The 23,718-nt window shown below is 67.6% G+C and carries 19 protein-coding genes, 1 tRNA gene and 1 pseudogene; 17 read left to right on the top strand and 4 right to left on the bottom strand.

Features of this window, described 5'->3' with window-relative positions:
• Position 1 precedes the first annotated feature (1 nt).
• The 4 genes from AncyloWKF20_RS08080 to AncyloWKF20_RS08065 all read left to right on the top strand — a co-directional run bounded on the left by AncyloWKF20_RS08080 (position 2) and on the right by AncyloWKF20_RS08065 (position 5,513).
• Positions 2 to 1,576: a DHA2 family efflux MFS transporter permease subunit gene (locus tag AncyloWKF20_RS08080; protein WP_279317358.1), complete on the top strand. Its 1,575-nt coding sequence runs from the start codon at positions 2 to 4 to the stop codon at positions 1,574 to 1,576.
• Between the two features lie 499 nt (positions 1,577 to 2,075).
• On the top strand, positions 2,076 to 3,626 hold the full coding sequence (locus AncyloWKF20_RS08075; RefSeq protein WP_279317357.1) for a 2-isopropylmalate synthase: 1,551 nt from the start codon (positions 2,076 to 2,078) through the stop codon (positions 3,624 to 3,626).
• 5 nt (positions 3,627 to 3,631) lie between these two features.
• A complete protein-coding gene (locus AncyloWKF20_RS08070) occupies positions 3,632 to 4,714 on the top strand; it encodes a serine hydrolase (RefSeq protein WP_279317356.1) in 1,083 nt (360 codons plus the stop codon).
• A gap of 61 nt (positions 4,715 to 4,775) precedes the next feature.
• Positions 4,776 to 5,513, top strand: a complete 738-nt coding sequence (locus AncyloWKF20_RS08065; protein ID WP_279317355.1) for a DUF930 domain-containing protein — start codon at positions 4,776 to 4,778, stop codon at positions 5,511 to 5,513.
• 17 nt (positions 5,514 to 5,530) lie between these two features.
• On the opposite strand, the gene AncyloWKF20_RS08060 is transcribed toward AncyloWKF20_RS08065, so the two are convergent.
• The 3 genes and pseudogenes from AncyloWKF20_RS08060 to pabB form a co-directional block, all read right to left on the bottom strand.
• On the bottom strand, positions 5,531 to 6,322 hold the full coding sequence (locus tag AncyloWKF20_RS08060) for an aminotransferase class IV (RefSeq protein ID WP_279317354.1): 792 nt from the start codon (positions 6,320 to 6,322) through the stop codon (positions 5,531 to 5,533).
• A 137-nt stretch (positions 6,323 to 6,459) separates the two neighbouring features.
• Positions 6,460 to 7,020, bottom strand: a pseudogene (locus tag AncyloWKF20_RS08055) (aminodeoxychorismate/anthranilate synthase component II); the annotation flags it as partial.
• The gene (gene pabB / locus AncyloWKF20_RS08050) at positions 7,017 to 8,441 is read right to left on the bottom strand and encodes an aminodeoxychorismate synthase component I (RefSeq protein ID WP_279317353.1); all 1,425 of its coding nucleotides are present in this window, start codon (positions 8,439 to 8,441) and stop codon (positions 7,017 to 7,019) included. The gene pabB and the pseudogene AncyloWKF20_RS08055, both read right to left, overlap by 4 nt.
• A gap of 267 nt (positions 8,442 to 8,708) precedes the next feature.
• Here pabB and AncyloWKF20_RS08045 point away from each other — a divergent pair, with 267 nt between their 5' ends.
• From AncyloWKF20_RS08045 to AncyloWKF20_RS08010, 8 genes are all read left to right on the top strand, one after another.
• Positions 8,709 to 9,695: a tripartite tricarboxylate transporter substrate binding protein BugD gene (locus AncyloWKF20_RS08045; RefSeq protein WP_279317352.1), complete on the top strand. Its 987-nt coding sequence runs from the start codon at positions 8,709 to 8,711 to the stop codon at positions 9,693 to 9,695.
• Positions 9,696 to 9,787: 92 nt separating this feature from the next.
• Positions 9,788 to 10,267: a tripartite tricarboxylate transporter TctB family protein gene (locus AncyloWKF20_RS08040; protein ID WP_279317351.1), complete on the top strand. Its 480-nt coding sequence runs from the start codon at positions 9,788 to 9,790 to the stop codon at positions 10,265 to 10,267.
• Positions 10,268 to 10,282: 15 nt separating this feature from the next.
• Positions 10,283 to 11,782: a tripartite tricarboxylate transporter permease gene (locus AncyloWKF20_RS08035; RefSeq protein WP_279317350.1), complete on the top strand. Its 1,500-nt coding sequence runs from the start codon at positions 10,283 to 10,285 to the stop codon at positions 11,780 to 11,782.
• A gap of 90 nt (positions 11,783 to 11,872) precedes the next feature.
• Positions 11,873 to 11,948, top strand: a tRNA-Lys gene (locus tag AncyloWKF20_RS08030).
• Between the two features lie 117 nt (positions 11,949 to 12,065).
• Positions 12,066 to 13,271 carry a sensor domain-containing diguanylate cyclase gene (locus AncyloWKF20_RS08025; RefSeq protein ID WP_279317349.1) on the top strand — a complete coding sequence of 402 codons (1,206 nt, stop codon included), beginning with the start codon at positions 12,066 to 12,068 and terminating at the stop codon, positions 13,269 to 13,271.
• Between the two features lie 369 nt (positions 13,272 to 13,640).
• The gene (locus AncyloWKF20_RS08020) at positions 13,641 to 13,955 is read left to right on the top strand and encodes a hypothetical protein (RefSeq protein WP_279317348.1); all 315 of its coding nucleotides are present in this window, start codon (positions 13,641 to 13,643) and stop codon (positions 13,953 to 13,955) included.
• A gap of 21 nt (positions 13,956 to 13,976) precedes the next feature.
• Positions 13,977 to 14,867, top strand: coding sequence for a transglutaminase family protein (locus AncyloWKF20_RS08015; RefSeq protein ID WP_279317347.1), 891 nt, complete (start codon positions 13,977 to 13,979; stop codon positions 14,865 to 14,867).
• A 50-nt stretch (positions 14,868 to 14,917) separates the two neighbouring features.
• Complete coding sequence (locus AncyloWKF20_RS08010) at positions 14,918 to 15,391, top strand: HXXEE domain-containing protein (RefSeq protein WP_279317346.1); 474 nt, start codon at positions 14,918 to 14,920, stop codon at positions 15,389 to 15,391.
• Positions 15,392 to 15,397: 6 nt separating this feature from the next.
• On the opposite strand, the gene AncyloWKF20_RS08005 is transcribed toward AncyloWKF20_RS08010, so the two are convergent.
• Entirely contained in the window at positions 15,398 to 16,489 is a 1,092-nt protein-coding gene (locus tag AncyloWKF20_RS08005) for an alkene reductase (RefSeq protein ID WP_279317345.1), read from the bottom strand.
• 210 nt (positions 16,490 to 16,699) lie between these two features.
• Here AncyloWKF20_RS08005 and pncB point away from each other — a divergent pair, with 210 nt between their 5' ends.
• From pncB to murJ, 5 genes are all read left to right on the top strand, one after another.
• The gene (gene pncB, locus AncyloWKF20_RS08000) at positions 16,700 to 17,992 is read left to right on the top strand and encodes a nicotinate phosphoribosyltransferase (RefSeq protein WP_279317344.1); all 1,293 of its coding nucleotides are present in this window, start codon (positions 16,700 to 16,702) and stop codon (positions 17,990 to 17,992) included.
• A 384-nt stretch (positions 17,993 to 18,376) separates the two neighbouring features.
• Positions 18,377 to 19,675, top strand: a complete 1,299-nt coding sequence (locus AncyloWKF20_RS07995; protein ID WP_279317343.1) for an SH3 domain-containing protein — start codon at positions 18,377 to 18,379, stop codon at positions 19,673 to 19,675.
• 142 nt (positions 19,676 to 19,817) lie between these two features.
• Positions 19,818 to 20,813: a Gfo/Idh/MocA family oxidoreductase gene (locus AncyloWKF20_RS07990; protein WP_279317342.1), complete on the top strand. Its 996-nt coding sequence runs from the start codon at positions 19,818 to 19,820 to the stop codon at positions 20,811 to 20,813.
• 12 nt (positions 20,814 to 20,825) lie between these two features.
• Positions 20,826 to 21,980, top strand: a complete 1,155-nt coding sequence (locus AncyloWKF20_RS07985; protein WP_279317341.1) for a DegT/DnrJ/EryC1/StrS aminotransferase family protein — start codon at positions 20,826 to 20,828, stop codon at positions 21,978 to 21,980.
• A gap of 82 nt (positions 21,981 to 22,062) precedes the next feature.
• On the top strand, positions 22,063 to 23,613 hold the full coding sequence (gene murJ, locus AncyloWKF20_RS07980; protein WP_279317340.1) for a murein biosynthesis integral membrane protein MurJ: 1,551 nt from the start codon (positions 22,063 to 22,065) through the stop codon (positions 23,611 to 23,613).
• Positions 23,614 to 23,718: the final 105 nt, after the last annotated feature.

Raw genomic sequence — 23,718 nt, 5'->3', positions numbered from 1 at the left:
CATGTCGGACGCTGTCATCACCGGCGCCGGGGAAAGCGTCGCCGCCCGCGAGCGGCGGCGCATGATCGCCTTCCTGTGCATGGTCTTCGGCATGTTCATGGCGATCCTGGACATCCAGATCGTCTCGGCTTCGCTGGCCGAGATCCAGGCGGGCCTTGCCGCCTCCTCGGACGAGATCAGCTGGGTGCAGACCAGCTATCTCATCGCCGAAGTCATCATGATCCCGCTCTCGGGTTTCCTGTCGCGGGCGCTCTCCACGCGCTGGCTGTTCGTCGCCGCCGCGACCGGCTTCACGGTGATGAGCTTCATGTGCGCGACGGCGACCTCGATCAACGAGATGATCGTCTACCGCGCGCTGCAGGGCTTCCTCGGCGGCGGCATGATCCCGACCGTCTTCGCCGCCGCCTATTCGGTGTTCCCGCGCAGCAAGCTGCCCATCGTCTCGCCGATGATCGGCCTCGTCGCCACGCTCGCCCCGACCATCGGCCCGACCATTGGCGGCTATCTCACCGATCTGTTCTCCTGGCACTGGCTGTTCCTCGTCAACATCGTGCCCGGCATCTTCGTCATCATCGCCACGGCGACGCTGGTGGATTTCGACGAACCGGACTTCTCGCTGCTCGACCGCTTCGACTGGTGGGGCCTCTTGTTCATGGCGGGCTTCCTTGGCAGCCTCGAATTCGTGCTGGAGGAGGGGCCGACCAATGACTGGTTCCAGGACGAGGCGATCTTCATCTTCGCCATTGTCGGTGTGGTCTCGGCTGTCGCCTTCTTCGCCCGCGTCTTCATGGCGCGCGACCCGGTGGTGGATCTGCGCTCCTTCACCAACCGCAATTTCTCGGTTGGCTCGGCCTTCAGCTTCGTCGTCGGCATCGGTCTTTACGGGCTGACCTATCTCTACCCGCTCTATCTCGCCCGCGTGCGCGGCTACTCGGCGCTGATGATCGGCGAGACCATGTTCGTCTCGGGGCTCGCCATGTTCCTGTGCGCGCCCATTGCTGGCCGGTTGATGACCAAGGTGGACCCGCGCGCCATGATCGGCGTCGGCTTCCTCGCCTTTGCCCTCGGCACCTGGCAGGTGACGGGGCTGACCAAGGACTGGGATTTCTGGGAGCTGCTCATGCCGCAGATCCTGCGCGGCGTCGGCATCATGATGGCGATGATCCCGATCAACAACATCTCGCTCGGCACGCTGCCGCCGGCGCAGCTCAAGAATGCCTCCGGCCTGTTCAACCTGATGCGCAATCTCGGCGGCGCGGTGGGGCTCGCCCTCATCAACACTGTGCTGAACGACCGCTGGGATCTTCATCTCGCCCGCCTGCACGAGAATGTGCAATGGGCGAGCGGCGTGGCGGTCGAGCGGCTGGATGCCATGACCCGCTCTTTCGCCGCTCTCGGCTCCGACGCCGACCGCGCGGCGCTGAAGACCATGGCCGCCCAGGTGCGCATCCAGGCGGAAGTGATGGCCTTCGCCGATGTCTTCCTCGTGCTGACCGCGCTGTTCGTGCTGCTGTTCTTCTTCACCCCGCTGATGAGCCGGCCGAAGAATCCCGGCGCTGGCGGCGGCGGGCATTAGGGCAGGGCGCGCATTGTTGCCGCCATCCCGGCCGTAGCCCGCAGGGCGTAGACCCGGGATCGTTGCCCGCTCCTGCGGCATGCGATCCCGGATCGGCCTATGGCCGTCCGGGATGACGGTACGTTCAGGCGTCATCCCGGCCGTCCGGGATGACGAGCATGGAGCGAGGCTGTCGGCCGTCGCGCGCCGCATACCGCCGCGCTTGCCGTTTTACCCGCGCTCGGCTAAGAACCTGTCCAGAGAGCAACCCTCGCGAGAGCCGAGCCGTGACCTTTGCGTCCGTCCGTAGCTGCACCGCGAACCCGGCCGCCCTGCGGTTTTCCGGGAAGACTCTCCTTGCGTCCGGGCTCCTTCTTCTTAGCCGCCCCTGAGGGCCGGCCGGGCATCATGCCTGGGCGCTCAGGGGACGACGCCGCGACCATCCGCACTACAGCCAGATTTGCACCGGACGATGCCCCGAGCGGCACCCGGCGGCAGGACGCCCAGAAGGAAGACCCCGATGTCCGACAAGAACCGCGTCGTCATTTTTGACACCACGTTGCGCGACGGCGAGCAGTGCCCCGGCGCCTCCATGACCTTCGAGGAGAAGCTGGAAGTCGCCGAGTTGCTCGACTCCATGGGCGTCGACATCATCGAGGCCGGCTTCCCCATCGCCTCCAATGGTGATTTCGAGAGCGTCGCCGAGATCGCCCGCCGCTCGAAGAACGCGGTGATCGCCGGCCTGTCGCGCGCCGCCGCCGGCGACATCGACCGCTGCGCCGACGCGGTGCGCCACGCCCGCCGCCCGCGCATCCACACCTTCATCTCCACCTCGCCGGTGCACATGAAGTACAAGCTCCAGAAGGACCCGGAGACGGTGCTGGAGATGATCGCGGCTTCCGTCGCCCGCGCGCGCGGCCATGTCGACAATGTCGAGTGGTCGGCCGAGGACGCCACCCGCACGGAGATCGACTTCCTGTGCCGCGCGGTGGAAATCGCCATCAAGGCCGGCGCCACCACCATCAACCTGCCCGACACGGTCGGCTACGCCACGCCGGGCGAGTATGAGGCGATGTTCCGCACGGTGATCGAGCGCGTGCCGAATGCCGACAAGGCGGTGTTCTCCACCCATTGCCACAACGACCTCGGCATGGCGGTCGCCAACTCGCTGGCCGGCGTCGCCGGCGGCGCGCGGCAGATCGAGTGCACGGTGAACGGCATCGGCGAGCGCGCCGGCAATGCGGCGCTGGAAGAAATCGTCATGGCGATCAATGTGCGCAACGATGTGCTGCGCTACGAGACTGGCATCGACGCCACCATGATCACCCGCGCCTCCAAGCTCGTCTCGGCGGTCACCTCCTTCCCGGTGCAGTACAACAAGGCCATCGTCGGCCGGAACGCCTTCGCCCATGAGAGCGGCATCCACCAGGACGGCATGCTGAAGAACGCCACCACCTACGAGATCATGACGCCGGAGAGCGTCGGCGTTTCCAAGACCTCGCTGGTGATGGGCAAGCATTCCGGCCGCGCCGCCTTCCGCGACAAGCTGAAGGCGCTGGGCTACGAATTGGGCGAGAACGCGCTGAACGACGCCTTCACCCGCTTCAAGGATTTGGCCGACCGCAAGAAGGTCGTCTATGACGAGGACATCGAGGCGCTGGTCGATCACGAGATCGCCGCCGCCCATGACCGGGTGAAGCTGGTCTCGCTCTCCGTCATCGCCGGCAGCCACGGCCCGCAGCGCGCCACCATGAAGATGGCGGTGGACGGCAAGGTCATCACCGAGGAATGCGAGGGCAATGGCCCGGTGGACGCGGTGTTCAACTGCATCCAGGCGATCGTCCCGCACTCCGCCAAGCTGGCGCTCTACCAGGTCCACGCGGTGACCGAGGGCACGGACGCGCAGGCGGAAGTGTCGGTGCGGCTGGAAGAGGGCGACAAGGCGGTGACCGGTCGCGGCTCGGATCCGGACACGCTGGTCGCCTCGGCGCAGGCCTATATCATCGCGCTCAACAAGCTGCAGACCAAGCGCCACAGCCTCAACGCGCAGGCCCAGCCCGCGGCGGAGTGAGGCCCATGGCCGGGCGCCCGCTCGCGCGGCGGGCGCTGCTGGTCATGGCGGCGCGGCTCGCGGGCGGCGCTGTCGGGGCCGGGCCGGTGCTCACCGCGCTGGCCGGCTCACCGCTGGCGGGCATGGATCCGCTGGCCGGCAATTCACTTGCCAGCTTCGGGCCGACGGCTTCGAACGGCTGGTCGGCCTCGGGGCTGGCGGCGGCGCAGGCGCAGGCGGTCCGGCTCGGCACCACGGCGGTCGTCGTGCTCCAGCACGGGCGTCCGGTTGCCGGCTGGGGCGAGGTGGCCCGCAAGGTCGATGTCGCCTCGGTGCGCAAGAGCCTGCTCGGCGCGTTGATCGGCATCGCGGTGGCCGAGGGCCGTCTCGCGCTGGACGCTACCCTCGCCGATCTCGGCATTGACGACGTGCCGCCCGCGCTCACCGATGAGGAGCGGCAGGCCACGCTGCGCGACCTGTTGATGGCGCGCTCGGGCATCTACCACCCTGCCGCACATGAGACGGCGCCGATGAAGCGTGACCGCCCGGCGCGCGGCAGCCACCCGCCGGGTAGTTTCTGGTTCTACAACAACTGGGATTTCAACGCCCTCGGCACCATCTGGCGCCGGGCGACGGGCGAGGACATCTTCACCGGCTTCGAGCGCCGGATCGCCCGCCCCATCGGCATGCAGGACTTCACCGCCGCCGATGGGCGCTATGTCAGCGAGCCGGCCTCCGAGCACCCGGCCTATCCTTTCCGCCTCAGCGCCCGCGATGCCGCGCGGTTCGGGCAGCTCTATCTCGACAAGGGCAACTGGGCCGGGCAGTCCATCGTGCCGGCCGATTGGGTGGAAGCCTCGACCACCGCCTGGTCGCACAGCGACCGCAGCCGGCAGGGCTATGGTTATCTCTGGTGGGTGCCGCCGCCCGACGCCTTCGGGCCGGGCGCCGCCTATGCCGCCGGCTTTGGCGGGCAGATGATCGCCATCGTGCCGGCGCGCGGCGTCGTGGTCGCCGTCACCACCGAATGGCGCGGAGGCGGGCGCAAGGTGCGCGGGTCGGAGCTGCTGCGGCTGCTGGCGGCCATTCTTCAGGCGGCGCCGCCATAATCCTGCCCGCCGGGGCGTGGATGGCTAGCTTATCCGACACGCCAATGCCGCTCCGCGCCCCATGACGACGCTTTCCACTCCCGAGGTGGTGCTGCCGGCCCGGGAGACCGTCCGGCCGCCGCGGGCGCGCGCGACCTCCTCCCTGCCACTTCTCGGCGCGGTGGTGCTGCATCTCATGGTGATCGGCGCGCTGCTGCTGCGCGTGGTCGAGCCGCTGATGGAGCCGCCCGAGCCGCCGGCGCTGGAGACCGAGGTGATCAGCGCCCGCGATTTCGACGCGCTGCATCCTTCCGCTCCCGCCTCGCCGCTCACGACCAGCGCCGCTCCTTCGGAGGCGAGCATCCCCGCCCAAGTGGACGCCCCAGTGCCTGCCGCACCCGCCGCCCGCCCGGCGCCGGGCGTGGCGCCCGATGACACGGTGCGCCCGAGCCGCATGCTCTCCGGCGACGCGCTCGCCAGCCCGAAGAACCGGCGGCTGCGGCAGCAGATGACCACCCTTGCGGATGAGGAGCGCATCGCCCAGCTCTGCGATTTCGAGGCGATGGAGCAGATCCATGCCTGGCAGCACCGCTTCCAACCGGATCGGCTGGTGGACTACGCCCTGTCCGATCCGCATTGGGAGAACGGCGTTTTCGTCGCGGCGGGCAGCGCCTTCCGCGCGGGGGCGGACTGGTTCGAACTGTCCTATCGCTGCGAGCTCGATGCCGCCCGGCGCACGGTGACCGGCTTCGCCTTCCGCGTCGGCCCGTCCATCCCGCGTACCGAATGGACCGCGCTCAACCTGCCGGCGGTGCATTGATCCGGCGGGAGCGCCGCTCAGGCCTTGGGCATGCCCAGCGCGGCCCGCAGTGCCGCGAGCAGCGCGGCCTCGATATCGGGCGCCCGCGCCAGCTCGGCCCCGTCCAGCGCCGTCACCGGCCGGATCAGCCGGACGGAATTGGTGAGGAACACCGCCCGCGCATCCGCCAGCTCGCGTGGGGCCAGCGCGCGCTCCTCCACCGCGAGGCCGAGTGCCGGCGCGGCCTCGATCAGCAGCGTGCGGACGATCCCCGGCAGGCAGCCCTCATGGAGTGCCGGCGTCACCAGCGCATCACCGATGACGGCCACGACATTGCCGATGGTCGCGCAGGCGACGTTGCCCCGCGTGTTGAGGATCAGCGCGTCGTCCACGCCCGCCTGCGCCGCCTCGCGGGCGGCGAGGATGTGGTCGAGATAGCCGAGCGTCTTCAAATTCGCCGTCGGTGAGAATTCGTTGCGCCGCCCCGTCGCGGTGATGAGCCGCGCCGGCTGGCCGATCAGCGCCGGGCTCCAGGGTGCCGTCGCCGTCACCACGGTCGGCGCGCCCGTGCTCGCCGGCCACAGCCCGCGCGCCGCGATACCGCGCGTCACCGTGGTGCGCAGGATCATCGGCGCGCCCGTCAGCGCGGCGTCTATGGCGCTCTCCACCGCCCCGCGCGCCACCTCGATGCCGATCACGTCCGTCGCCGCCATGAGCCGCCCGACATGGCGCTCGCGCGCCAGCATCCGCCCGTCGAGCACGAGCGCCGTATCAAACACGCCGTCGCCGAGCGTGAAGCCGCGGTCCTCGCTGGAGAGGGTGGCGCTCACCGTTCGCTGTCCCAGCGCGCCGGCCACACCTTGGCCCAATCCGGCGTCGTCAGCGCGGCGGGGGCGAGCAAGGGCGGGTAGCGGCCGGGCGCGTCCTCCGCCGCCCGTTCGACCGCCAGCGCCCGGCGGGTGACGCCGGCAAGATCGAGGAAGTTGCCGAGAATCTCATAGCCCGGCCCGGTCAGCACGGATTCGGGGTGGAACTGCACGCCGAAGGTCGGGTGCTCGCGATGGGCGAGGCCCATGATCTCGCCATCCTCGGCCCAGGCGGTGGCGGTGAGCGGCGAGCCCTCATCCAGCTCCACCGCCAGCGAATGGTAGCGCCCGGCGGGAAGGGGGGAGGGCAGGCCGGCGAACACGTCGGTGCCGCGATGGCGGACCTGCGAGGCGCGCCCATGCATCGGCTCCTTGGCCCGCACCACCCGCCCGCCAAAGGCCTGGCCGATGCATTGATGGCCGAGGCAGATGCCGAGGATCGGCAGCGTGCCGGAGAGCGCGCGCACCGCCTCCAGCGACACGCCGGCTTCATTGGGGGAGCAGGGGCCGGGGGAAATCACCAGCGCCTCCGGCTTCATGAGGGCGATGGTGGCGACATCCAGCGCGTCATTGCGGGCCACCTCGACCTCAGCCCCCAGCTCGGTGAGGTAGCGCGCCACGTTGAAGACGAAGCTGTCATAATTGTCGATGAGCAGGATCATGCGCCCGCCTCCGGCCGGAAGGCGCGGAACAGCCGCTCGGCCTTGGTCAGGCTCTCGGCATGTTCGGCCGCGGGATCGGACAGGGTGGTGATGCCCCCGCCGACCCCGAAGCTCGCGACATCCTTCTCCACCGTCACGGTGCGGATGGCGATGTTGAAGTCCATCGCGCCGTCAAAGCCGATATAGCCGATGGAGCCGCAATAGACGCCGCGCGGGCGCCCCTCCAGCTCGCGGATGATCTCCATGGCGCGGATCTTCGGCGCGCCGGTGATCGAACCGCCGGGGAAGGAGGCGGCGGTGAGGTCGAGCCCGTCGCGTCCCTCGGCCAGCGTGCCGGTCACCACGGAGACGAGGTGATGCACATTGGCATAGGTCTCCAGCCCGCACAGGCGCGGCACCTTCACCGTGCCGGGCCGGCAGACGCGCGAGAGATCGTTGCGCAGCAGGTCGACGATCATCACATTCTCGGCGCGGTCCTTCTCGCTCGCCGTCAGTTCCCGGCCGCGAAAGGCGTCGAGCGTCGGCTCCACGGAGCGCGGCACCGTGCCCTTGATCGGGCGCGTCTCGACCTCACGGCCAGTAAGCTTCACGAAGCGCTCGGGCGAGGAGGAGGCGATGGTCCGCTCCGCGCCGATGATGAGCGCGGCGAAGGTGGCTGGGTTGGCGCGGCGCAGCTGGTCGTAGAGCCGCAGCGGATCAAGCGCACCGCCGGCGCTCGCCAGCCGTGCCTCGAATCGCTGGGTGAAGTTCGCCTGGAAGATGTCGCCGGCGCGGATATAGGCGATGACCTCAGCCACGGCCTCCTGATAGCGCGCCGCGTCGAAATTGGAGCGCCAGTCGGTCGCCGTCACCGGCGGCCCGAGGGGAGACGGAGGTGTCGTGAGCTGCTCGCTCACCTCCGCCAGCCGCTCGCGCGCCCGCTTCGCCCGGCGGGCGGGCTCGCTTTCCGGCCAGCCGGTGGAGATGAGGTAGGCGCGGCTGGCCGCCATGTCGAAGGCCAGCACTACATCGTAGAAGCCAAGGTCGATTTCCGGGCCTTCGCCCGCCTCGGCCTGCGCGGTGGGAAAGCGGTCGAACAGGCGGCCCGCTTCATAGGCGAGATAGCCGGCCGCCCCGGCCTGAAACCCGGCTCCGCCCGGCAGGCGCGGCTGGGCATGGCGGGCGAGACGCTCCCGCAGAACCTCGAGCGGCGCGCCGCTCTGGCGCTCGCCATCCCAGCGCGGCACGCCGTCTTCCACCGTGAAGCGGCCGAAGGGGCGCGCCATCACATAGGACCAGCGCCCGAGCAGGGGATGGGTCATCGCGCTGTCGAGGAAGACCAGCCCGCTGGCGCGCGCGTCATCCCCCGCCAGCCGCCGCGCGGCAAGCCACGGCTCCTGAAAGGCGATCTCGACGACGAGGGGCGGCGGTTCCTGAATCATGCGCGGGACTATGGCGGCTGCCGTAACGGCTTCCTAGGGTTCTGGGAGGCGTAAGCCGCAGGGCGTCCTGTCGGTGTCCTGCGGCGGCTTCATCCTAGCCCAACATAGAAGGCTTGCGGGAAAACCGCTTCACTTACGCAGGACTAAGCCCAAAGGGCCACTTGACGCAGTGTCATGTGGGTGCTGGCTTAGCCCTCTCAAAAGAGCGGGCACAATGATGCCCGTTCAAAGCGTGGCAAGCGTTTTACAGAGTCTCGGGAGGGACGCATGATGAATTTCAAGTCGGCCGCCATCGCGGTCGCGGCCCTGGCGCTGTCGGCCATGCCGTTCGCCGGCGCCAAGGCGCAGGACTATCCCAACCGCAATGTGACGATGATCGTGCCCTTCGCGGCCGGTGGCCCGACCGACACGGTGGCCCGCCTCATCGCCGAATCCATGTCGCGCTCGCTCGGCCAGCAGGTGGTTGTCGAGAATGTCGGCGGCGCCGGCGGCACGCGCGGCGCGGGCCAGGTCGCCAAGGCCACCCCCGACGGCTACACGATTCTGCTGCACCATATCGGCCAGGCGACCTCCGCCACCCTCTACCGCAAGCTGCCCTACAACGTGCTGACGGACTTCGAGGAAATCGGCCTCGTCACCGACGTGCCGATGACCATGATCGGCAAGTCCGGCCTGCCGCCGAAGGATGCGGCCGAGCTGATCGCCTATGTGAAGGAAAAGAAGGACGGCGTGATCTACGGCAATGCCGGCGTCGGCTCCGCCTCGCATCTGTGCGGCATGCTGTTCATGTCCGCCATCGGCACGCCCATGACCACCGTTCCCTATCAGGGCACGGGCCCGGCCATGAACGACCTCGTCGGCGGCCAGATCGACCTGATGTGCGACCAGTCGACCAACACCACCGGCCAGATCAAGGCCGGCAAGGTGAAGGCGTATGGCGTCACCACGCCGAACCGCCTGAAGTCGCTGCCGGATATCCCGACCTTCAAGGAAGGCGCTCTGCCGGGCTTCGAGATTGCGGTGTGGCACGGCCTCTACGCGCCCAAGGGCACGCCGAAGCCGTTCATCGACAAGCTGAACGCCGCGCTGCTCGTCGCGCTGCAGGATCCCAAAGTCATCGCCCGCTTCGCCGACCTCGGCACGGAACCGGTCGCGCTCGAGCGCGCCACCCCGGAAGTTCACCAGAAGTTCCTGGAGGCGGAAGTCGCCAAGTGGAAGCCGGTGATCGAGAAGGCCGGCGTCTTCGCCGACTGATGTGAGATGACGTGACCCGCTCGCCCGCCAAGGCCGGAATGGCCGCCGGGCGGGCGGGTCCATTTCTATCCTAGGGCCGGGCAGGGGGGTGCATGGTTCGCTTCGTCAAGAATCCGCGCGATGTCGCGACAGGGCTGCTGCTGATCGCGGTCGCCGCCTTTTTCGCGTGGCAAGGTTCCGACCTGCCGATGGGCCGCGCCATAAGAATGGGGCCGGGCTACTTCCCGATGATCCTGGCCGGTCTGCTTGCACTCTTTGGCCTGATCGTCCTCCTCACTGGCCTGACTACCCAGCCCGAAGATGGCGGTTCGCTCAACCTGCGCGAGTGGCCATGGCGGGCGCTTTTCCTGGTCACGCTGGCCGTGGTGCTGTTCGGCGTGGGCATCCGTCCGCTCGGCCTCGGCCCGTCCATGTGGCTCGCCGTGTTCATCTCGGCCCTTGCCAGCGGCCGCTTCAGCATCGTCACGGGGGTGATTTCGGCGAGCATCATGGTCGCCTTCTCCTGGGGCGTGTTCATCAAGGGGCTCGGCCTGCCGCTGCCCATGCTCGGGCCTTGGCTCGGCGGCTACTGATCGGGAGCCAGTTCCTTGGAAATCTATGACAATTTGGCGCTCGGCTTCTCCGTCGCCTTCACCTTCCAGAACATTCTCTACTGCTTCCTGGGGGTGCTGCTGGGCACGCTGATCGGCGTTTTGCCGGGCCTTGGCCCGGTGCCGACCATCGCCATGCTGCTGCCGATCACCTTCGGCCTGCCGCCGGTGGCGGCGCTCATCATGCTCGCCGGCATCTATTACGGCGCGCAATATGGCGGCTCGACCACGGCCATCCTGATCAACCTGCCGGGCGAAAGCTCGTCCGTTGTCACCGCCATTGACGGCTACCAGATGGCCCGCCAGGGCCGGGCCGGCGCCGCGCTTGCAACCGCCGCGCTCGGCTCCTTCTTCGCCGGATCGGTCGCCACCTTCCTCCTCGCCGTCTTCGCCCCACCCCTCGCCGACCTCGCGCTGAAATTCGGACCCCCCGAGTATTTTGCGCTGATGGTTCTAGGACTTGTGGCCTCCGTGGCGTTGGCGTCCGGCTCGGTCATCAAGGCGCTGGCGATGGTGGTGCTGGGCATCCTGCTCGGCCTTTCCGGCCAGGACGTCTACACCGGCACGCCGCGCTTCACCTTCGACATGATCGAGCTGGCGGATGGAATCGAGTTCGTGGCGCTGGCCATGGGCGTGTTCGGCATCGGCGAGATCGTGCGCAACCTGGAGGATGAGCACACCCGCACGGTGATGGTGCAGAAGGTGAAGGGCCTGCTGCTCTCCAAGGAGGACTTCAAGCGCATCATCGGCCCGGTGATTCGCGGCACCTTCCTCGGCTCGTTCCTCGGCATCCTGCCGGGCGGCGGCGCAATCCTGTCGTCCTTCGCCGCCTATTCCATCGAGAAGAAGATCTCCCGCCATCCCGAGCGCTTCGGCAAGGGCGCGATCGAGGGCGTGGCGGGGCCGGAATCGGCCAATAATGCCGGCGCGCAGACCTCCTTTATCCCCATGCTGACGCTGGGCATCCCGTCCAACCCGGTGATGGCGCTGATGATCGGCGCGCTCATCATCCAGGGAATCGTACCCGGTCCGAACGTCGTCAACGAGCAGCCGAGCCTGTTCTGGGGCATCGTCGCGTCGATGTGGATCGGCAATTTCCTGCTGGTGGTGCTCAACCTGCCGCTGATCGGCATCTGGGTCCGCCTGCTCACCGTGCCCTACCACATCCTCTTCCCGCTCATCGTCGGCTTCTGCTGCATCGGCGTCTACAGCGTCAACAATAACAATTTTGACGTGTATACGATGGCCATCTTCGGCCTCATCGGCTACGTACTCGTCAAGCTGCACTGCGAGCCAGCTCCGCTTCTACTAGGGTTCATTATTGGGCCTATGCTTGAGGAGTATTTGCGTCGCGCGATGCTGATATCGCGAGGTGATCCGCTCGTCTTCATCTCGCGACCGATTTCCGCGACGATGCTGGCGCTCGCGGCATTGGCGCTGCTGGTCGTGCTGCTGCCCTCCGTGCGCAAGAAGCGCGACGAGGCGTTCAAAGAATGAGGACAAGTGGCAGGGGGGTGTAGACAGGCCGGAATCGCTTTGCTACATGACCCCCCGTTCGCGGGACGTTGTTCCGCAGACACCCGGTCCGGGCGCATAGCTCAGTTGGTAGAGCAGCTGACTCTTAATCAGCGGGTCCTAGGTTCGAGCCCTAGTGCGCCCACCATCTCCTCCCAGGACATGAAAATCTCGGACGGGTGTCCGCCGGCAGGTAGTCGGTACTTTCTTGAGATCAGCTTCATTATACCACTGCCGCGCTGATGGCGCGCGCTAGCCTGCTTCCATGTTCGACTGGATACATCGCGCCGATCAGCCGCTTCTTGTCGTGGAGGGTCCGCAGATCAGGATCGTTGCGGCCAATGCGGCGGCGTGCGGGCTCCTCGAACAGCAGACGCTGGAAGAGGGCGCGCATCTCGGGGATCTGGTCGGGCTACCGGACCCGCTCCTGCTGGAGGAGGCATGGCGGGCCGAGCCGGAAACGCTGGGCGCGCAGTTCGAGGTCGAGGTCTCCCGCGTCGAGGGTGGTGCGCACACACTGCACTGCGCGCTGCGCCACCTCACCGATACTCATCGGCTTATCACCTTGCGCAATGGGCCGGGGCGCTTGCCGAAGGACCATTTGCCGGCACTCATCGATCAGTTGCCGGTTGCGCTGGAAATCTACGATCTCGACTTCAACAGCCTGTTCTACAATCAGGTTTCCGACGAGATGTTCCTCTATGAGGAAAAGCCCATCGTTCATCACGATGAGTGGTGGGACATGGGCTTTCCCGACCCGGAGGAACGCGCGGCGGTGCTGGCCGAATGGCGGGCCAAGACCGAAGAAGCGCGGCGCGATCGGTCCATCATCCAGTTCAGCGAGTGGTCGGTGCGCTGCTGCGACGAGACGCGCCGCATCGTCCAGTTCCGTTATCGCTTCGTCGGCGACTATTTCCTCCTGACCTGGTGGGATGTGACCGCCCAGCGGCAGGCGGAGGAGCAGTTGCGGCAGCTCTCAGTCTCCGATCCGCTTACTGGCGTGTGGAACCGCCGCCAGCTCATGCAGGACATTGCCGCCGACCTGGAGCGCGCCCGGCGCGACGGCTCGTCCTGTTCGCTGCTGGTGATCGACGTCGACCACTTCAAGTCGGTCAATGACCGTTTCGGCCATCCGGTGGGTGACGAGGTTCTGCGGGTGGTGGCCCAGCGCAGCCGCGCGCATCTGCGCGGGACCGATGTGCTCGCGCGGATTGGCGGGGAGGAGTTTGCCGTGCTGCTGGCCGGCACGGGTGCGTCCGAGGCGGAAGCGGTGGCGGCACGGCTTCTGCGCGAACTGTGCCTGCCGGTGATCACCAGCAGCGGGCTGGTCGTGGATCTTTCCGTCAGCATCGGCCTCGCCACCAGCCGGTCGGGCGAGTGCGATGTCGATGGGCTGATGGAGCGGACCGACCGCGCGCTCTATCGGGCCAAGGCCGCCGGCCGTGGCCGGGTCATCATCGACGGCTCGTGAACGCGTCCGCCGCCCGGCTGTGCTAGGGTGTCGTGTCGCGCGATCCCTTCCGGGGAGCGCCACTGCCGGAGGCGTTGTCATTTCCCACCAACTGTCGATGATCTGCGCCCATTGCCAACGTTGCGGCCGTCGTTCCGCGCTTGGCACGGGCGATGCGACCGCTCTTGAAGAAGCCGATCCCACCGAGCCGGCGCCGCGCCTGCGCTGCGACATGTGCGGCGGGCGTCGCGTGACGCTGTTCCGTGCCCGCGGGCCGATGGAAATGATCGCCTTCCTGTCCGGCCGCCTCTAGCGCGGCGAACCATTCGAGCCTTGCCGCGTTGTCTGCCCGAGCACTCGACACCGAGCACTCGACGGGAGGACAGCGACATGGCCAATGGCGATCCGTTTTCGAACAATGTTGACAAGGCCCCGGGCACCCCGGGCCATGGCGTCACACCGGCGGGCTCCGGCACGACCTCAAGCTCCTATGGCAGCGGCTCGGCGGCTTCCACGTCCGGCAGCGCCCGCACGTCGCCGACCGAAGGGCTGGTTGCCGGCCGTTCCGCCAGTGCCGGCCTGGAGCGCGATGCTCGCACGGCCCTGAACGCGACCGGCGGGGCGAGTGAACGCCGCTTCTCCTTCAACATGCTGCTGGCGACCGCTGTCGCCGGCTACGCGATCGGGCGCCTGCTCCCGCGCTGAGCGGCTCCCGGAAAGGTCATCATGCAGACTCTCACCGTGCGCCATCTGACGCGCTACACCTATGCCAACCCGGTCGAGTTCCAGCCGCACCGGCTGATGCTGCGCCCGCGCGACAGCCATGATTTGCGTCTGGTCGCGGCGCAGCTCACGCTGTGGCCGCCGGCCAATGTGCGCTGGATGCACGACGTGTTCGGCAACTCGGTAGCCACGGTGGACTTCACGGAGACGGCCAATGAGCTGTCGATCGAAAGCGTACTGACGATCGAGCGCTATGGGCTGGGTGGCCTCGACTTCGAGATCGCCGAGGCGGCGAAGGAATACCCCTTCGTCTACTCGCCGGATGACCGGACCGATCTCGGGCGCATGCTCGAGCCGCACTATCCCGACCCGATGGGGGAGCTCGAGCAATGGGCCAAGGGCTTCATCGCCGGGCGCCCCACCGATACGATGGCGCTGCTGACCGACATCAACAACAGCATTCATCAGGGCTTCGCCTATCAGGTCCGCCATGAGCAGGGCACGCAGCCGCCGCTGGAAACGCTGCGGCTCGGGTCAGGCTCCTGCCGCGATTTCGCGCTGCTGCTGATCGAGGCGGTGCGGGCGCTCGGCTTCGGCGCGCGCTTCGTGACCGGCTACCTCTACGACCCGGCGCTGGATGGCGACGGGCCGGCGGTTATCGGCGCGGGGGCGACGCATGCCTGGGCGGATATCTATCTGCCGGGCGCGGGCTGGGTCGAGTTCGATCCGACCAATGGCACCATCGCCGCCGACAATCTGATCCGCGTCGCGGTCACGCGCGACCCGAGCCAGGCGGTTCCCGTCGCCGGCGGCTTTACCGGCCTCACCGGCGACTATCTGGGAATGGAGGTCAACGTCTCCGTCCGTTCCCAGCCCGAGCCGCTGGCCGCCTGAGACCTTCTCAACCTAACATCCTCCGCAGCACCGTTGTGGGGGATGTCGCTATGTCGTTTGAGCTTTGGGCGTGGCTCGCTCTGATGGCCTACACGCTTCACATCCTCGAAGAATTCTCGTTGGACTGGAGAAACTGGGCGCGCTCGGTCATCGGCCTGCCCGTCGAGTGGAGCGATTTCTACCTGACCAATGCGGCCGTGGTCGTGCTGGGCTTCGTGCAGGCGCAGATGTCCGACCTGCTGCCGCTCGCGCCGCTGAGCTTTGCGGCGCTGATGCTCATCAACGCCACTTTCTTCCACGTCCTGCCGATGATCGTTACGCGGGGGCGCTTTTCGCCGGGCACCTTCACCGCCGTGCTGTTCTTCTACCCGGTCGGGTTCGGCATGTTCTTCGCCGCAGCGCAGGAGGGCAAGCTGTCCGGCGCCACGCTCATGGGCGCTCTTCTCACCGGCGCGCTGCTGATGGCGTTTCCCGTTTGCCTGCTCAAGGCAAAGGGCCTGCCGTATTTCCGGCAGGCCCCCTGAGGTCGGTCAGGCTACGGCTTCGGCAAGGGCCGGATAGTCGATATAACCCTTGGCGCCGCCGCCATAGAGCGTGTCGCGGTCGAGCTCGTTGAAGGCGGCTCCTTCACGCAGGCGCTCCACCGCGTCCGGGTTGGCGATGAACGCCTTGCCGAAGGCGACGAGATCCGCCTTGCCGCTGGCGACGACGTCGTCAGCCAGGGCCTTGTCGTAGCCGTTATTGACCATCCAGGTGCCGCTGTAGCGCTTGTGCAGCGCCTCGAAGTCGAAGCCCGGCACCACGTCGCGCGGGCCGCCCGTGGCGCCCTCGATGATGTGGACATAGACCGGCTTGATCGCTTCCAGCACGTCCAGCACGTGGGCGAACAGCGCGGCCGGGTCGCTGTCGGAGAGGCCATTGGCCGGCGTCACCGGGGAGATGCGAATGCCGGTGCGCGCGGCGCCGATTTCCGCCGTGACGGCCTCCATGATTTCCTTGAGGAAGCGCACGCGGTTCTCGATCGAGCCGCCATAACGGTCGGTGCGCTTGTTGGCACCGTCGCGCAGGAACTGGTCGATCAGATAGCCATTGGCGGCGTGGATCTCGACGCCGTCAAAGCCGGCGCGAATGGCGTTGGCCGCTGCATGGCGGAAGTCGTCGACAATGCCGGGGATCTCGTCCGTCTCGAGCGCGCGGGGCTCGTCGACATCGGCAAAGCCGTTATTCACATACGTCTTGGTCTCGGCCCGGATCGCCGAGGGGGCGAGCGGCGCCGCACCGCCGGGCTGGAGCGAGCGGTGCGAGACGCGCCCGACATGCCAGAGCTGCACGAAGATGCGCCCACCCTTGGCATGGACAGCGTCCGTCACCTTCTTCCAGCCGGCAACCTGCGCCTCGGTGAAGATACCGGGCGTGTCCTGATAGCCCTGCGCGGTCGCGGAAACCTGCGTCGCCTCGGTGATGATGAGCCCGGCCGAGGCGCGCTGGCCATAATAGGTCACCGCCAGCGGGGAGGGGACGAGACCTTCGACCGCGCGGTTGCGGGTCAGCGGGGCCATGACGATGCGATTTGCCAGCGTGATGTCGCCGAGGCGGTAGCTATCAAAAAGGGAAGTCGGCATTGCGGAAATCCTGTCCGTGAGACTGCGATCGCGCTGCACGTAGTCATCCTTCCGGCGGAGGGAAGGGGCATCCAGCGTGCATTGCTGCAATGCAGCACGTCGAGCCGTGGCTTTTTCGCGGGGGTGACGCGCGGTCAATCTCGGCCGGATCGCTGCCCATCGGCGCTGTGATGCACTAGAAGGGGGTGCCGGCCCACAGAGCGTTTCCGCATGATCGACATCGCCTCGCGCGTCTACAACCACACCTGGAAGATCGACCCGATCGTGCGCTCGGTGCTCGATACCGACTTCTACAAGCTGTTGATGGCGCAAACGATCTACCGCCGGCATTTCCAGACGCGGGTGACCTTCGGCATCATCAACCGCACCGCGCATGTGCGCATCGCCGATTTTGTCGACGAGGGCGAACTGCGCGAGCAGCTCGACCATGTGCGCTCGCTCTCCCTCACCCGAGGCGAGTCGACCTGGCTTCGCGGCAACATGTTCTATGGCAAGCGCCAGATGTTCTCGCCGGACTTCATGGCCTGGTTCGAGGGCTTCCGCTTTCCGGCCTATCACCTCGAAAAGCGCGACGGGCAGTATGAGCTGACCTTCGAGGGGCCGTGGATCGAGACCACCATGTGGGAGGTGCCGGCGCTCGCCATCATCAACGAGCTGCGCTCGCGCGCCGTCTTGCGCAGCCTGGGGCGGTTCGAACTCCAAGTGCTCTACGCCCAGGCGATGACGCGGGTTTGGGAGAAGGTCCAGCGGCTGCGCGCGCTCGGCGGGGTCAATGTCGCCGATTTCGGCACGCGCCGCCGCCATGGCTTCCTGTGGCAGGACTGGTGCGTGCAGGCGATGATGGAGGGATTGGGCGAGAGCTTTCTCGGCACGTCGAACTGCCTCATCGCCATGCGCCGCGAGGTCGAGGCCACTGGCACTAATGCCCATGAGCTGCCCATGGTCTATGCCGCGCTGGCGCGCTCCGACGCGGAACTCGCCGACGCGCCCTACAAGGTGCTGTCGGACTGGCAGAAGGACTATGAGGGCAATCTGCGGGTCATCCTGCCCGACACGTTCGGCACGACGCATTTTCTCCAGGAGGCGCCCGACTGGGTGACGAACTGGACCGGCATCCGAATCGATTCGAAGGATCCCATCGAGGGCGGCGAGGAAGCGATCGCCTGGTGGATCGCGCGGGGACAGGATCCCCGCACCAAGCTCGCCATCTTCTCCGATGGTCTCGATATCGCGGACATCGAGACCATCTATCGCCACTTCCAGGGCCGGATGCGCATCGGCTTCGGCTGGGGAACCTTGCTGACCAACGATTTCCGCGGCTTCGTGCCGGAGGGGCGGCTCGACCCGATTTCCATCGTCTGCAAGGTGATTTCCGCCGACGGTCATCCCACCGTGAAACTGTCCGACAATGCCACCAAGGCCATGGGGCCGGCTGACGAAATCACCCGCTATCGCCGGGTGTTCCATGCCACCGAGCAGCCCCGCCGCGAACTCGCGGTCTAGGCCTTGAGCGGAGGTATTAATTTCGCGTGTGCGAATGCGCCGCGCTGGTGGGCCCAGAGTTGCCGCAATCGCCATACAAGTTGAAAAACCCGCGATGTTGCTTTCTTGCATCAACGCGTCCGATGCGGTTAGTGTGTCGCCGGAGCGTGCGGGAAGTAACTTGGTAGTGGCGGGAGTCCCTCGGGGCTGGCCACAAGATCGGAAGCAACGCATGCGGCGTGTCGAGCACTGCGAAACTAGGTGGATGGTAGTGGATAGGGGCGGACTGGGTTCGCCCGGGGCTCGATCCCATACCGAAACCGGTCGTATGATGCCGACATCCGCAGGCCTTCGCTGGTCGTGGACGATGGTCCCGGCCGCGGTGATCGCAGAGTGATGCGCGCCATGTCGACCTCGACGCAGGAACAGCGCGGCTCCGGCCTTTCGTCCACGCTGGTCAAGGATTTCCGCGCCATTCTCACGGCTCTTGAGCAGGAGAAGGCGACCCGCGCGGACAGCGCGCCGCCTGAGCGCCTTCTCGTACCTGAGCCTGTTGCCGAGCCGGTACGGCCTTTGGTCACGCGCCGCGAGCCCAGCGATAAACCGGCGCCGGCGCCCTATTCCGAAGTCCGTAGCCGGATCGCCGCCCTTGGGGACGTCCGGGACATGTTCCCCTCCCGGCCCGCGACGAGCGAACCCGCCCATCCGCCGGCGCCGCTTTCCTCAGAAGCTCAGCCCGTTCCCGCCCAGCTTCGCCCCGCGGCCCTGCGCCCGGTTGCCCAGCCCCTCGCCGATTCGTCCGCCTCCGAGCCGCGTCGCCGGGGCTTTGGCGTCGTGGCGCGCTGCGCCGAGGGCGAGACGCCGGCACGCAAGCGCCGTTCCTCATCCAAGGACGCCTTCACCTGGCAGCGCCTTGGCGTGCTTGCCGTCTTCATGGCGATTGCCGGCGGTGGAGCGGTCGCCCTTCAGTCGGTCGTGGGTCGCGAGGAAGCGAAAGTCGCGCCTGAGGCGATCGGCAATGCGGCCATTGCCAGCGTCGCGCCGTCGGCCCCGCTGGCCGTGCAGCCAGTGGCGGACATGGCGGTTGCCCCGTCCAACGCGCCGTTCCCCATCGCCGCACAGCCGCAGCCAAGCGCAGCGCCGAGCGTTGCCGCCGTCGTTGCCGAGGTTCCCCAGCCCACGCTCCGCAACGCCGAGCCGTTGTTCGAGACCTCACCGGCCCCCGCCAACCTGCCCGGCGTCACCGCCTTCGCCCCCACGGGAGATGCGGGCGCCGATGTGCTTCACGCCGACAAGCCGAAGGCCGCGACTGCAAACGCCGCCACGACGCTGCCGCGTCAGGCTCCGCTGCCACCGCCGGCGCCGCCCAAGCCGGCTATGGTGGCCGCCGCGACGCCCGCGGCCGCCCCTGTCGCCGCCGCGGCCGCGGAGAGCGACCCGGCCGGCGAGGATGAGACGCCTGCCGAGGGCGCTGGCTTCGGTGGTGCCGCGGTCGGGACGATCACCCTGCGCTCGCCGGTGACCATGCGCGCCGCGCCGAAGAAGGGCGCCGCGCCGGTCGGCAATCTGGCGAGCGGGCAGAAGGTCGAACTCGTCGCCTGCTCGGGCTGGTGTGAGGTGATCGCCGATGGCAAGCGCGGCTTCATCTACAAGAGCTTTGTGGACGTTTCGGCGGTGAAGCCGCTGGAGACCGCGACGCCCTGAGCGTGGCGCGTCGGTAACATCTTGAATCAATTATTGAGCCGGTAGGTGCGTGGATGGCGCTCCGCGCGGCTCGTCATGCCCGAGGGCGCATGTTAGACGCCAACTGAACTGTTTGGTCGGCGTGCGTCGCGAGGTCTGCGCAATGGGTGAAAGCACCGCTGTGGAAAAAGCTCCGATCCGTGTCGGCGTCATCGGCGTTGGCGTCATGGGCTACAATCATGCGCGCGTGCTGTCCGATCTGCCGGGGGCCATCATGGTCGGCATCGCCGACCCGGACGAGGCCCAGCGCGGCAAGGTCGCGGCCATGCTCGGCTGCACCGCCGTCGCCAGCACCGAGGAACTGATCGCGCTCGGCGTCGACGCGCTGGTCGTCGCCGCGCCGACCCATCTCCATCACGACGTCGCGCTGGCCGCCATCGCCGCCGGCAAGCATGTTCTGGTGGAAAAGCCCATCGCCCCCACCGTCGCCGAGGCCGAGGCCATCGTGGCAGCGGCCAAGGCGAAGGGCGTGGCGCTGATGGTCGGCCATGTCGAGCGCTTCAACCCGGCGGTCGAGGCGGTGAAGAACGCCATTCGCGGCGAGGAGATCCTCTCCATCGGCATCACCCGCGTCGGCCCTTTCCCGCCGCGCATGTCGAATGTCGGCGTGGTGATCGACCTCGCGGTCCACGACATCGACCTGATCTGCCATTTCACCGGCTCGCAGATTTCCGAGGTGCAGCCGCAGGTGAAGGCGGCGGTCGCCGACCGTGAGGACATCGCGCTGCTGCAGTTCCGCACCGCCAATGGCGTGCTGGCGCACATCAACACCAACTGGCTGACGCCGTTCAAGGCGCGCACCGTGCAGGTCGCGACGCGCAACAAATATGTAACCGGCGACCTGCTGACCCGGCAGGTTACCGAGTGCTTCGACTACAAGCCCGATGGCAGCTACTCGATGCGCCATCTTCCCGTGGCCTATGCCGAGCCGCTGCGCGTGGAACTCACCCGGTTCCTGGAAGCCATTCGCGGCGAGAAGGCCCCGGCCGTCACCGGTGAGGATGGCGTCGCCGCCATCGCCACCGCCATCCGCTGCCTGGACGTGCCCGGCTCGGTGAAGCCCGAGGCCGCGCCGCTGCGTATCGCCGCTGCCGGCTGAGCGAGGACGACAATGAACTCCCATGTGAAGACCGACGCCGCGCCGATCCCCTTCATCGACGTCGCCTCGCAGCGCGCCCGGCTGGGCTCGCGGATCGACGAGGCAGTCGCGCGCGTGCTCGACCACTGCCGCTTCGTGAACGGGCCTGAGGTCACCGAGCTCGAGCAGAAGCTCGCCGCTTTCGCTGGCGCCAAGCACGCCATTTCCTGCTCCAGCGGCACGGACGCGCTGGCGATGATTCTCATGGCCTGGGGCGTGGGTCCAGGGGACGCGGTGTTCTGCCCGGCCTTCACCTTCTGCGCCACCGCCGAGGTGGTGCCGTGGGTCGGCGCCTCGCCGGTCTTCGTCGACGTGCTCGAAGACACCTTCAACATGGATCCGGCGAGTCTTGAGGCGGCGATCAAGGTCGCCATCGATAAGGGGCTGACGCCGCGCGTCGTGGTGCCGGTCGATCTGTTCGGCCAGCCCGCTGATTTCGATGCGATCGAGGCCATCGCCAAGGCGCATGGGCTGAAGATCCTGTGCGACACCGCGCAGGGCTTCGGCGGCACTTGGCATGGCAAGCGCACCGGCTCCTTTGGCGATGCCATCGCTACCAGCTTCTTCCCGGCCAAGCCGCTGGGCTGCTTCGGCGATGGCGGGGCGATCTTCACCGATGACGATGATCTCGTGCCGGTGCTCAAGAGCGTGCGCGAGCACGGGCAGGGCGTGGACAAGTATGAGAATGTCCGCATCGGCATGACCGGCCGGCTGGACACCATCCAGGCCGCGATCCTTCTGGAAAAGCTGACGATCTTCGAGGATGAGATCGCTGCCCGCCAGCGCGTCGCTGCCCGCTACAACGAGGCGCTGGCCGATGTCTGCGTCGTGCCGGTGGTCGATCCGCGCGCGACCTCGGTCTGGGCGCAGTACACGATCCGCCTGCCGCATGGCGTGCGCGACGGCCTCGCCGCCACGCTGCAGAAGGAAGGCGTGCCGACGGCGGTCTATTACCGCATCCCGATGCATCGCCAGCCGGCCTATGCGCAGTACCCGTCCGCCGGCAACGGCCTGCCGGTCTGCGAGCGCCTGTCGGGCGAGGTGATCAGCCTGCCCATGCACGCCTATCTCGATCCGGCGAGCCAGGAGCGGGTCATCGCCGCGGTGCGCCGCGCGCTCGGCGCCTGAACGGCCGGGCAGGGGACTGGTGGACACCGGCCGGCGGGGCTAGCTTCCGCCGGTCTCACTCCCAGCCCGGCATTCTCCCGTCATGATTCGCAGCATCTTCTCGGTCGGCGGCTGGACGCTGCTCTCGCGGCTGACCGGCTTCGTGCGCGATATCGTCATGGCGGCGGTGCTCGGCGCCGGTCCGGTGGCGGATGCCTTCTACATCGCCTTCCGCCTGCCCAACCATTTCCGCTCGATCTTCGCCGAGGGGGCCTTCAACACCGCCTTCATTCCCGCCTATGCGCGGGTGAAGACGCAGCTGGGGGACGCCAGCGCGGCCCGCTTCGCCAATGGCATTCTTACCGCCGTCGTGGTGGTGCAGCTCGCCCTGCTGGCGCTGGCCCTGCTCGCCACCCACTGGGTCGTCGCGCTGCTGGCCCCCGGCCTGTCGGATGATCCCCAGCGCTTTGCGCTGACGGTGGACTTCACCCGCATCACCTTCCCCTATCTCGGCCTGATCGCGGTGGTGACGCTGGTGGGCGGCGTACTCAACGCCAATGATCGGTTCTGGGCGGCGGCCGCGGCCTCCATCCTGCTCAACGTTGCCATGGTTGGCACGCTGAGCGCGGTCGGGCTTTTCCCCACTGCCGGCGACGCGGCGGCGTGGGGCGTGCTGATTTCCGGCTTCCTGCAGGTGGCTCTTCTGGTCTTCGACGCGGAGCGGCATGGGCTCGGCCCGCGCTTTGGCCGGCCACGCCTTGATCCCGAGACGCGGCGCTTCCTTGTGGCGCTCGGGCCGGCGATCCTCGGTTCGGCCGGCACCCAGCTCGCCATCTTCGCGGATACCATCATCGCTTCCTTCCTGCCGCAGGGGGCGATTGCGGCACTGTTCTATGCCGACCGCATCAACCAGCTTCCCATCGGTGTTGTCGGCATCGCGGCGGGCATCGTTCTGCTGCCGGAGATGTCCCGCCGCATCGCGGCGAACGACTATGACGGCGCGCGCTACGCCCAGTCGCGCGCCATCGAGCTGACGGTCCTTCTGTCGCTTCCCTTTCTCGCGGCGTCGCTGACGATCCCCGAGATCATCATGCGCGGGCTGTTCATGCGCGGCGCCTTCACCCCCGAGGCGGCCCAGGCCGCCGGGGCGACGCTGGCGGCCTATGGTGTCGGGCTCATTCCTTTCGTCATCATCCGCTCGCTCTCGGCGCCGTTCTATGCGCGCGGCGACACGCGCACGCCCATGCTGGCGACGCTCGGAGCGGCGGCGGTGAACATCGCGCTGAAGACCGCCCTTATCGACCATCTCGCGCAGGTGGGGCTCGCCTTCGCCACCTCCATTGGTGGCTGGATCACGGTGATCGCCCTTGCCGTTCTGGCCCATCGGCGCGGCTATGAATGCGGGGACGCCCCGTTGCGGCGGGCGCTGCCGCGTCTCGCGCTGATCGCCGCCGTGCTCGCGGCCGTGCTCTACGCTGCGGCGCGCTATGGTGACATTGTTGTTACCTTGCTACCCGTCGGGCAGGAGGAGGCGCGGCTTGCGCTGTGCATAGTGAGCGGCGGCGTTGCCTATGTTCTGCTGGTGCTGCTGCTTTTGGGACGGGGCTATCTGCGCAATCTCCTGCGTCCCCGGAGGATTCCAGCCTCTCCGTGATATTGCTTACGCAGTGCAGCAAAACTGTGCTAGTGGCTCCGGGCTGTGTGCGTCCGATGCGGGCGGATCGCGCCATGTGGCGACCGTATTACGGTCTGCCTGACC

Origin of the sequence: Ancylobacter sp. WKF20 (assembly GCF_029760895.1) — a bacterium.
Lineage (GTDB): Bacteria > Pseudomonadota > Alphaproteobacteria > Rhizobiales > Xanthobacteraceae > Ancylobacter.
This window is presented reverse-complemented; position numbering and strand designations above follow the sequence as displayed.